The sequence below is a fragment of the Kitasatospora sp. NPDC059722 genome (assembly GCF_042733235.1).
Lineage (GTDB): Bacteria > Actinomycetota > Actinomycetes > Streptomycetales > Streptomycetaceae > Kitasatospora.
In genome coordinates this window covers 38241-47871 of record NZ_JBHWGD010000024.1, presented here as the reverse complement: position 1 = coordinate 47871, position 9631 = coordinate 38241, and the positions used below count along the sequence as shown (strand labels likewise).

The window sequence follows — 9631 nt, the reverse complement described above, 5'->3', positions numbered from 1 at the left end:
GCGGCCACCCCCCCCTGCTCAACCCCGGGGGGGCCGCCGCCTAACCCCCCACTCAGGCCGCCCGCGCCCCCCCGCCGCCGTCCGGGGCGCGGGCCCGCCCCGGCTGTGCAGCGCATCGACCGCGCCGTCGCATGTTCTCGACCGCCTCCGGTGGCGGCCGATGCCCTACGTCCAGTGGTGCTCGGTGACTTCGCCGCCGCGGACCGCCAGGGTGGTGTCCGGAGTGTCCGCGGTGCGCCAGACCGTGTAGTCGCCCTCGGGCAGCGGTGAGATGACGGCGCAGTGGGTGGTGTGCCCGGCGAGGTGGCGCGGGCGGACGGCCGCGTGGGTGCGGGCGGTGTCGTCGCCGGTGGGGCTGACCTCGATCTCCAGGCCGTCCTCGGCCGGGCCGGTGTGGATGATCAGGGCGCCGAGGTGGCCGCCGATCTCCAGGACGACGCTGCCCTCGCGGGAAGGGGCGGGCAGTGGCGCGTGGGTGTGCTGCTGGGTCATGGGCTCGTTCTCCCTCGCCTGTCCGGGTGTGTGGGCCGCTACCGTGCCGCAGTGCGCCGGGGCGCCCGCACCGCGGCACGTGCCGGGTCAGCTGGACGGGTTGCTGTAGCCGTCGTAGGGCAGCCCCAGGTAGGGGAAGGCGGTGAGGTAGGGGTTCTTGACGTCGGCGGGGGTGAGACCGTCGGTGATCGCGCTGGTGGCCGCGTCGGGGGTGAAGGACGGGTCGACCAGCGGCAGGGTCAGGCCGGCCACGGCCCGCAGTTCGACGGTGACGACGTCGTCGAAGACGCGGCGACCGTTGGGGAAGCCGGCCGCGTCGCCGCCGACCAGACCGAGGATGTTGGGGCTGGTGGCCGGAGGGACGGCGACGTTCAGGCGCAGCATGTCGGCCTGGGTGTCACCGGTGTAGTTCTGGAAGCCGGGGACGACCCCACTGGGGATGCCGGTGAGCAGGATGGCGAGCAGGTCGGCGCGGGGCTTGGTGTAGGCGGCGAGACGGGGGAAGACGCCCGGGTACAGGACCGGGAGGAGCCTGGCCAGTTCGGGGGCGGCGACGTACTGGGCGAAGTTCTTGTCGTCGGCCGGCGGCTGGGAGTTCCAGAGGTCCTTCTTCCCCATGGGGACGATGACCTCGTTGAACAGCGGGTTGCCCAGCCGGGAGACCTGGACGAAGGGGCCGGACTCGGTGTCGTGCCCGGCGGGGTCGATGATGCGGGCCCGACGGCGGCTCGCGGTGGTCCAGACCCCGATGGTGGCGTGCGGGTCCATCACGTCGGCGGGCTTGCGTCCGCCCCGCGTCAGGTCGGTGATCGGGACCTGGAGGGCGATGCTGTGGACGTTGAGCGCCTTGGTCGTGTTCACGCCCGGGGCGGCCTGGGTGAACGCGGGCATGACGTGCAGCTGCTGGAAGGGGCGCAGCGTGCCGAGGTCGAAGATCGAGCCGAGGTCGACGTAGAAGCCCTCGGCGCGCTGGCCGGCGAAGACCGTGCGGCCGCCGTCCAGCCGGTGGGCGGCCGCCCCCGCGAGCGAGGCGTAGTCGGGGGTGGAGAGCGGACCGATGTTGCACGGCGGGCAGGTGAGGTTCTCGCCGAGGACGCGCCTGCGCTCGCCGGCCTCGACGCGGGTGACGGAGTAGGTCTGGCGGCGGTTCCAGTTCGGCGAGTCGAGCGAGGTGATCGGCCCGGTGTTGTAGAGGAAGGAGTCGGGGTTGCGGACCTCGACCTCGAAGCGGAACTCGTAGGTGACGTCGGGGCGGCCGTCGTTGTCGTTGTCGATGTGGATCGCGTAGAGGACGTCGTCGCCGAACTCGTAGAAGTTGGGCCCGCCGGCCGGTCCCTGGAGGGGGAGGTAGTTGGCGATCAGGGTGACGGTGTCGCAGTTGTCGGGGCTGACGAAGGCGTAGACGTCGGTGCTGTCGGCGACCGGGTCCTTGGAGATCTCGGGGGCTTCGCGGTGGGAGGACACAGGAACCTCGCTGCTGCTGGTGGGTGTGCGGGCGGGGGGGGGAGACGACCGGCCGGCCCTGCTGGGAGCGGTTGCCGGGGCCGGCCGGCGCCGAGGGGTCGGTCGGGCGAGGGGTCGGTCAGGCGAGGGCGCGGGCGAGTGCCGCGGCCAACTGCGGGTCCTCGATGCGCTGGTGGCGTTCGCCCCGGTACACGTCGAGGTGTCCGGAGCGGAGGTCGCGCACGTGCACGATCATCGGCTCGTCGTGGTCGGGCACCGTCGCGCCGCTCGGCTGCCCGGCGGGTGCGGCGTCGGCGGCGGCGTCCGGGGCAGCGGTGGCCGAGCCGGCGCCGGTGACCAGGGTCGCGGCGAGGCCGGCCGCGCCGACGGCCGCGGCCTGGCGCATCAGGTGGCGGCGCGACAGGCCCTCGGGCGGCGTGTCGGCCGCGGGGGTTTCCAGGGACATGGATTCTCCTGCGAGTTGGTGTGGACGGAGAAGGAAGGGCCGCCGGCTCGGCCTGATCTGCCGCCCACCCCGGTCGGGGAACCGGTCTCGGCGACGCGCAGAGTAGGAATGGACGATGGAAGTGACGGCCATGGCCCCAGGCACTCCCGGGCGGTCACCGGGAAGTGAAGTGGTCCTGGAATGCCAGGGTCAAGGCGGCACGCGAGCGCACCCGACCGCTTCCCACCCGGGCGGAGCAGCCGCGCCGCAGACCGGCACCCAACGGCTCACCCGCCCGAGTGAAAAGGGAAGTTGAGCCCTCCCGGACCCATCCCGCAGCCGCCCGGGCACGAAGACGGTGCGTGATGACGTTCCCGGCCGGTCGAGTACCTGCCCGCGCTTCCGATGGACCGGCGTACCGAACCCTGCGACGGCGCCGAGACCGCCCCGGGCGTTGCCGGGTGCAGCTTCACGGGGCGATCCCTGCACCCCCTGCCACGGGAGCGTGAGAACCGGGGACGCCGTGGGCCCCGCAGGGCGCGGGACTTCGATGAGAAAGCTCTCATCAGCCCGTGGCACTGTGGACGCCCCGGCGGCGGCCGGAAGGGAGCGAGGAGAACCCGATGGCGGTCGGTGACGGCACCGGGACGGTGCTGGTGGTGGACGACGACGACACGATCCGCAGGTCGCTGGAACGCGGCCTGCGGCTCGGCGGGTTCACGGTGCGGACCGCGGACGGCGGACGGGCGGCGCTGCGCCTGGTGGCCACCGAACCGCCGGACGTGCTGGTCCTCGACGTCTCGATGCCCGACGTGGACGGCACCGAGGTCTGCCGCCGGCTGCGCGACCAGGGCGTCGACACGCCCGTGCTGATGCTCTCCGCGCTGGACGAGCTCGCCGACCGGGTGGCCGGCCTGCAGGCGGGCGCCGACGACTACCTGGTCAAGCCGTTCGCGCTGGAGGAGCTGGTGCTGCGCCTGCACGCCCTGCTGCGCCGCCGGCCTCAGGCCGGCGCGTACGGCGGGCCCGCCGTGCCGGGCGGAGAGGTCCTCCGGTTCGGGCCGCTGGAGATCGAGCCCGCCGCTCGCGAGGTCCGCCGGGACGGACAGCCGCTGCGGCTGACCCGCCGCGAGTTCGAGCTGCTGGAGTACCTGGCCCGCAACGCCGGACTGGTGCTGACCCGCGACCAGTTGCTCGAACGGGTCTGGGGCTACGACTTCGAGGTCCGCACCGATGCCGTCGACACGTTCGTCAGCTACCTGCGCCGCAAACTGGAGGACGGCGGCCGGCCCCGGCTGATCCACACGGTGCGGGGCGTCGGCTTCGTGCTGCGGATGCCGGAGGCACACCCGTGAGCACCGGAGAGCAGCCCGTGACCGGCCCTGCCCCCGCCCGGCGCTCGATGAGCCTCGCTACCCGGATCGCGACCGGCGCGGCCCTGCTCGTCCCACTGCTCGTGCTGGGCACCGGCGCGCTGCTGCTCGGGCTGGTCACCCACGACCTGCGCTCCCAGCAGGACACCCGGCTGCGCGACCGCGCCGCCGCCGTGCTGCCCGCCACCAGGGCACTGCTGAGCGCCACCCGGCAGGACCGGCCCCGGGTCGAGCAGAACCAGCGCCGCAACCTGCTCGACGACGCGCTGGACGTCGGCATCCGGGTGGCGGACGCGAACGGAGACCGGATCACCGAGGGCGGCCCGGTGCCGGGCCCGGCCGCGGTGCTCCCGCAGCCCGCCCCCACGAGCCCCGGCGTCCTGGTCACCGTGCGGGCGCAGGGCCGCGCCTGGCGGGTGCTGGCCCGTCCGGTGACCGGCGCCGACCCCGGCACGCTCTGGGTCACCGCACCGGTATCGGCGACGAACCCGCAGGTGGACGCGGTGCGCGGGCGGATCCTGTGGGCCGCCGTCCTGGCCGCGCCGACCTCCGGCCTGCTCGCCTACGCGCTCGCCCGGCGCGCCACCGCGCCGCTCAGCCGCCTGGGCCGGCGGGCCGCCGCGCTCGACCCGCGCGCCGGCGCCGGCGGGTTCACCCACCGGCGCAGCGGGATCCGCGAGGTGGACGAGCTCGCACTCGCGCTGGAGAGCGCGCTCGCCCGGTACGACCACCAGGTCGCCCGGACCGGCCAGGCCCTGGAAACCGCCCGCTCGTTCTCCGCCGCCGCCTCGCACGAACTGCGCACACCGCTGATGAGCCTGCAGACCAACCTGGACGTGCTCGACGCGCACCCGGACCTGCCGGCGGCGGACCGCGCGGACATCCTGTCCGACCTCCGCGACGACCACCGGCGGCTGCTCGACCTGCTCACCGCCCTGCGCACGCTGGCCCGTGGTGACCTGGTCGAGGAGGAGGCGTTCGCGGTGATCGACCCGGCCGAACCGGCCGCGGCCGCCGTCGCCGAGTTGCGCCGACGACGGCCGGAGGTGACCGTCGACACGACCGGCCCCGGCCTCACCGGAGCGGACGTCGGCGGACTGCGGGTGCACGGGTGGGAGGCCGGACTGCGGATCGTCTGCGACAACCTGCTGGCCAACGCGGCCGTGCACGGACACCGGCCCGGGGAGCCGGCCCGGATCGCGCTCGGACTGCGCCGGGAGGCCGGGCAGGCCGTGCTGACCGTGGACGACGACGGTCCTGGCATCCCGGCGCAGGACCGGGCGGCGGTCTTCGACCGCTTCCACCGAGGACGCAACAGCCCCGGTTCGGGGCTGGGGCTGACCCTGGTCGCCCAGCAGGTGGCCTTGCACCGGGGCACCGTCACGGTCACCGAGTCGCCCGGCGGCACCGGCTGCCGCGTCGAGGTCCGGCTGCCCCTGGTCGGCCAGGACGCCCCGACGCTGCCCCTGCCGGCCCGCCGCGACTGGATCCGCGCCACCGGTGCGGGCCGCTGAGGCTCCTCGGGGCGCCGAACCGGTCGGCCGGCTCACAAGGAATCCACAAAGAGGCCCTCTACCGTCCTGCTCAGCCGGAGCGCCCGACGCTCCGGCCGGACCTGCCACCCGTGGCAACTGGAGGACTTCGCCATGCACACCCACCGTAAGGCGGCCGCAGCGATCGGCGCTCTCGCTCTCGGCACCACCCTCATCGCCCTCGCCGGACCGGCCCAGGCCGACGCCCCCGGCGCCACCCCGGTGGCCTCCTCGACGCCGAAGGTGCTGCCGACGCCCGAGGGCGACGGTGCGAAGGGCGTCTGCAAGCGGCTGCCGAAGGCCGAGCAGCGGGTCGAGAAGGCGCTGGACCGCCTGAACGGCCCGGTCACCGAGGCCGGCTCGATCGCCCGTCTGGAACAGCGGGTGAACAACGCCAAGGCCGCCGGCCACACCGCGGTCTACAACGACCTCAACGACCGGCTGACGTACCGCAAGAGCCTGGTGCCCACGCTGACCCAGCGGCAGAGCGACCTGAACGCCGTGGCCGGCTGGTGCTCCTCGCAGGGCCTCGGCACCCCGAACGCGCAGTGACCGTGCGCGCAGTGGCCGTGCGCACCGTGGCCGTGCGCGGCACGGCGTCCGCCCCGGTCGACGGCAGGTCGGTGGCGGCACCGGTACCGGTCGGCCGGCTGTCGCGGCGAGCCGTCGCGATGACGGCCGCCCTGCTCGCCGCGCTCGCCCTGACGGCGTGCGGCGCGAACGGGAGCACCACGGGGAAGGGCGGCGCACCTGCCGCCGGCGCACCGTCCGCGGGCGCCGGCGGATCGGCGGCGAGCGGCGACCAGCTCGGCCAGATGCGACAGAAGGTGGACGCCGCCGACAGCGCCGCCGCCGCTGCCGAATCGGACGCCGCCAAGGACGCCCAGGACACCGCAACCCCCTGACCCACGAGCGCTCCGGCTGTTCCCCGTCGAAGCACGGGGAACAGCCGAGCCACGGCCCCGACGCGTCGCTCACCAGCCGAAGGCGCCCGGCCCACCCCTGAACGGGCCGGTGATCTCCTGCGAGACCGGTGCCTTCGCGGGGCCCGACCGGCGGTAGCCGCAAGCCCGAGCCCGTCGACCACCATCGCTTCCCGAGAGCCATCCGCGCCGCCTGGCGCTACGAATACCCGGTGTACCGCGCACCCGGAAGCGAACGGAAGGACCCATGCCGCGCCCGTGCGAGCACCTGCGGATCCACCAGCGGCCCGCCATGCCCGACGCCGGGGTGCTCCTGCTGCCGGGCGGCCGCTCGGACGGCCTCGCGCCGCCTCGCCGCACGAACCTCCCGGCCCTGCGCATGCTCCTGTTCGCCAGAGCCCTGCGCCGCCCCCTCCCCCGTGCCGTCGTCGCGTCCGTCCGCTACCGCCACCGCGGCTGGAACGGGTCCCGCGCCGATCCCGTGGCCGACGCACAGGCCGCGATGGACGCGCTCGAAACACTCGCTCCGGACGCTCCGCTGCTGCTGGTCGGCCACTCCATGGGAGCCAGGGCCGCCGTGGCGGCGGCCGGCCGTCCTCCGGTCGTCGGGGTCGTCGCGCTGGCCCCGTGGTGCCCGCCAGGAGATCCGGTGGACCAGCTGAAGGGCCGGCGGGTGCTCCTCCTGCACGACCGGTCCGACCGCGTCACCTCGGCCGCCCTGGCATGGGAGTTCGCCCGCCGGGCTGCCGACGCGGGGGCCGTCGTCGAGGCCGTCCCCATGGCCCGGGGCGGTCACACGATGCTGCGCGGCGCAGGCGAATGGCACCGGCTGACCGCGGAGTTCGCGTCCGCGGTCCTGGACGTCACCGAGAACGCCTACCCGGCGCAGGACGCCGACTAGCGAGACCGGCCGGATCTGCTCCCCCGGGCGACGCGGCTCCAAGCCCGTTCCGTCGACGACAGCGACGGCACGCGGCCGGCGCTGTGACCCGGCGCACCTTGACGCGGGGAGCCCGCGCGCGGTGCGATGCCCGGAACACCCATGGGAGGAACTCCGCATGACCAGTGCCGGCCCCGAATCCGTCTCCGTCCGGACGGAGATCGCCGCCACGCCGGACATCGTCTGGGCCGCGGTCGCCGATGTGACGCGCATGGGCGAGTGGAGCCCCGAGTGCACCGGTGCCGCGTGGCGCGGCAGCCCGGCCGCTCCGGTGCCGGGCGCGCGCTTCCAGGGGCACAACCGCAAGGGCGGCATCCGCTGGAACACCGTCTGCCGGGTCGTGGAGGCCGAGCCGGGGCGCGTCTTCGCCTGGGACGTCGACTTCGGGCCGATCGCGGTCGCCCGCTGGGGATTCCGGCTCACCCGGAGCGAGGCGGACGGCGGCGTGACGGTGGTGGAGCAGTTCTGGCAGGACCGCCGCAACCGGGTCAGCGCCTGGACGACGGAGACCGTGCTGCGCACCGGTGACCGCGCGGAGTGGAACCGCCGGAACATGACGGTGACGCTCGCCGCGCTGAAGCGCTCGCTGGAGGCCGGCCCGACGGCAAGCGGAACGGACCGCTGAGGCCACCGCCCGAGCCGATGGCACCCTTTCGTCTCAAGTACCGCTACGGTTGGACCACTTCACCGGAAGGGGAGAGCGTGCGCCCGTTGACCTTCATCGTTGGGACAGGGCGCAGCGGGTCGACCGCGCTGTCGCGTGTTCTCAACGTCCACCCCGACGTGCTCAGCCTCAACGAGTTGCTCGCGTCCGTCGGCGCCGAGGGAATTCCGGAACGGCCGCTGTCGGGCGCGGAGTTCTGGCAGCTGCTCGCGGAGCCGAACCCGGTCTTCGAGAAGATGATCCGCTCGGGCATCCCGCTGCCGGAGTTCCTCTACACGCGGCGGCCCGGGCGGTACTCGGCCGGGGCTCCGGGGATCCCGGCGATCCTGCTGATGGTGCTGCCGCACGTGTCGGACCGTCCGGACGAGCTGTTCGACGACCTCGGACGAACGGTCCGGCAGTGGCCCTCGCGCCCCGCGGCCGACCAGTACCGGGCGTTGTTCGGCGAGTTGGGCGACCGTTTCGGCCGTACGGCCGTGGTGGAACGGTCGGGGTACTCGACGGGGTGGATCCCCTGCCTGCGGACGCTCTTCCCGGAGGCCCGGTTCGTCCACCTGGTCCGCTCCGGCCCCGACTGCGCCCTGTCCATGAGCCGGCACCCCGGCTACCGGACGATCCTGCTCCTGCGCGAGATCCTCCGACGCTCCGGTGTCACCGGGTTCTTCGAGCTCACCGAGGAACACGTCCGGGCACTGCCGCCCGACCTCGCCCCGCTGCTCGGCGAACGGTTCGATCCGGCACTGGTGCGGGACCGCGCCATCCCGCTCACCGCGTTCGGCGAGCTGTGGTCCCGCCTGGTCACGGAGGGCGTCGCCCACCTGGCGGCCGTGCCCCCGTCCATGCGGACCACCCTGGTCTACGAGGACCTGCTGGACGCCCCCGACCAGGAGCTGTCCCGCCTGGCCGAGTTCATCGGCGTGGACCCGGTCGCCGACTGGCTGACCACCGCGCGGAGCATGCTCGACGGCAGCCGCCGGGGCGCGTCCGGACGGCTGTCCCCCGAGGAGCGGCACGCGCTCCGGGACAGCTGCGCCGAAGGGCAGCTGTCCCTGGGGAAGCCCGCGGAGTGAGCTCGGGGCCCGGCGCGGCCCGTCGGAGACACGGAAGCCGGCGAGACGGTGACCCAGGCGATCCCCATCGCCGGCCGGCCGCCGTGACTCCCGGCCCGGGGCCTCCTCACAGCGCCGAGAGCCCCGCCTCCCGCAGGAAGCCGGTCGGGGCCGGCCGGAGCCTCACCGCGGGGTGCAGGTCCGGCTCCAGGGCGACCAGCACCTCGGCCGCCGGGTAGCCGAACAGGTCGACGTCCTGGAGGACCACCGGCACGGCGGAGGGCGCCGTCGGCGCGGAGTCGTGCCGCTGGACGTAGACGGACGCCAGCCCGTCCACGTCCCGCCCGGTGCGGCCCGACCGGTCGACGACGTCCCCGAAGGCGAGGAGCTCCAAGCCCTCGTAGCGGGCCGAGAAGGCCCAACCGGCCTGGCAGACCCAGTACTCGTGCACATCCGCCAGGGTCGCGACGGCCCACTGCGCCTCGCGCTCGGACATGCCGAACCGCAGCGCACCCGCCCCGCGGGGCAACACGAGACCGGTCTCCGGCAGCAGCTCGAACATCCCCCGATCCTGGCCCGGACTCCCCCGCCCGCGCAACGCGGTATCGGCGGGCACACCTACCCGAGCCTCACGGTCCTCAGCCTCAACCCCGGCGCGTAGCAGGCACCGAGAAGAACGACGCCCCCCCACCGAACAGCTGCCGCTGGAGCGCCAAGCCGGCATCCGCCGCGAACAGGGCCAGGCCCCCCTGCGGTGGGCAGTCGCCCTC

General features: G+C 74.5%; 11 protein-coding genes. 7 read left to right on the top strand and 4 right to left on the bottom strand.

Annotation, left to right across the window (positions count from 1 at the left end):
- Window positions 1–165: 165 nt before the first annotated feature.
- The 3 genes from ACFV4F_RS17820 to ACFV4F_RS17810 form a co-directional block, all read right to left on the bottom strand.
- Window positions 166–492 (bottom strand): hypothetical protein, encoded by a 327-nt coding sequence (locus tag ACFV4F_RS17820; protein WP_380503443.1) that lies wholly within the window; start codon window positions 490–492, stop codon window positions 166–168.
- 87 nt (window positions 493–579) lie between these two features.
- On the bottom strand, window positions 580–1956 hold the full coding sequence (locus ACFV4F_RS17815) for a DUF4331 domain-containing protein (RefSeq protein WP_380503440.1): 1377 nt from the start codon (window positions 1954–1956) through the stop codon (window positions 580–582).
- A 118-nt stretch (window positions 1957–2074) separates the two neighbouring features.
- The gene (locus tag ACFV4F_RS17810; RefSeq protein WP_380503437.1) at window positions 2075–2401 is read right to left on the bottom strand and encodes a hypothetical protein; all 327 of its coding nucleotides are present in this window, start codon (window positions 2399–2401) and stop codon (window positions 2075–2077) included.
- A 602-nt stretch (window positions 2402–3003) separates the two neighbouring features.
- Between ACFV4F_RS17810 and ACFV4F_RS17805 the strand changes: the two genes are divergently transcribed.
- The 7 genes from ACFV4F_RS17805 (at window position 3004) to ACFV4F_RS17775 (ending at window position 8882) form a co-directional block, all read left to right on the top strand.
- Entirely contained in the window at window positions 3004–3735 is a 732-nt protein-coding gene (locus ACFV4F_RS17805) for a response regulator transcription factor (protein WP_380493896.1), read from the top strand.
- Window positions 3732–5267 (top strand): sensor histidine kinase, encoded by a 1536-nt coding sequence (locus ACFV4F_RS17800; protein ID WP_380503434.1) that lies wholly within the window; start codon window positions 3732–3734, stop codon window positions 5265–5267. Before ACFV4F_RS17805 ends, ACFV4F_RS17800 begins: the two co-directional genes overlap by 4 nt.
- A 132-nt stretch (window positions 5268–5399) precedes the next feature.
- Window positions 5400–5837, top strand: coding sequence for a hypothetical protein (locus tag ACFV4F_RS17795; RefSeq protein ID WP_380503432.1), 438 nt, complete (start codon window positions 5400–5402; stop codon window positions 5835–5837).
- Window positions 5838–5848: 11 nt separating this feature from the next.
- On the top strand, window positions 5849–6190 hold the full coding sequence (locus ACFV4F_RS17790) for a hypothetical protein (RefSeq protein WP_380503429.1): 342 nt from the start codon (window positions 5849–5851) through the stop codon (window positions 6188–6190).
- Window positions 6191–6455: 265 nt separating this feature from the next.
- Window positions 6456–7109 (top strand): serine aminopeptidase domain-containing protein, encoded by a 654-nt coding sequence (locus tag ACFV4F_RS17785; protein WP_380503427.1) that lies wholly within the window; start codon window positions 6456–6458, stop codon window positions 7107–7109.
- Window positions 7110–7266: 157 nt separating this feature from the next.
- Window positions 7267–7773, top strand: coding sequence for an SRPBCC family protein (locus ACFV4F_RS17780; RefSeq protein ID WP_380503424.1), 507 nt, complete (start codon window positions 7267–7269; stop codon window positions 7771–7773).
- A gap of 77 nt (window positions 7774–7850) precedes the next feature.
- Window positions 7851–8882 (top strand): sulfotransferase, encoded by a 1032-nt coding sequence (locus tag ACFV4F_RS17775; protein WP_380503421.1) that lies wholly within the window; start codon window positions 7851–7853, stop codon window positions 8880–8882.
- 106 nt (window positions 8883–8988) lie between these two features.
- On the opposite strand, the gene ACFV4F_RS17770 is transcribed toward ACFV4F_RS17775, so the two are convergent.
- Entirely contained in the window at window positions 8989–9423 is a 435-nt protein-coding gene (locus ACFV4F_RS17770) for a hypothetical protein (protein WP_380503418.1), read from the bottom strand.
- Between the last annotated feature and the right edge of the window lie 208 nt (window positions 9424–9631).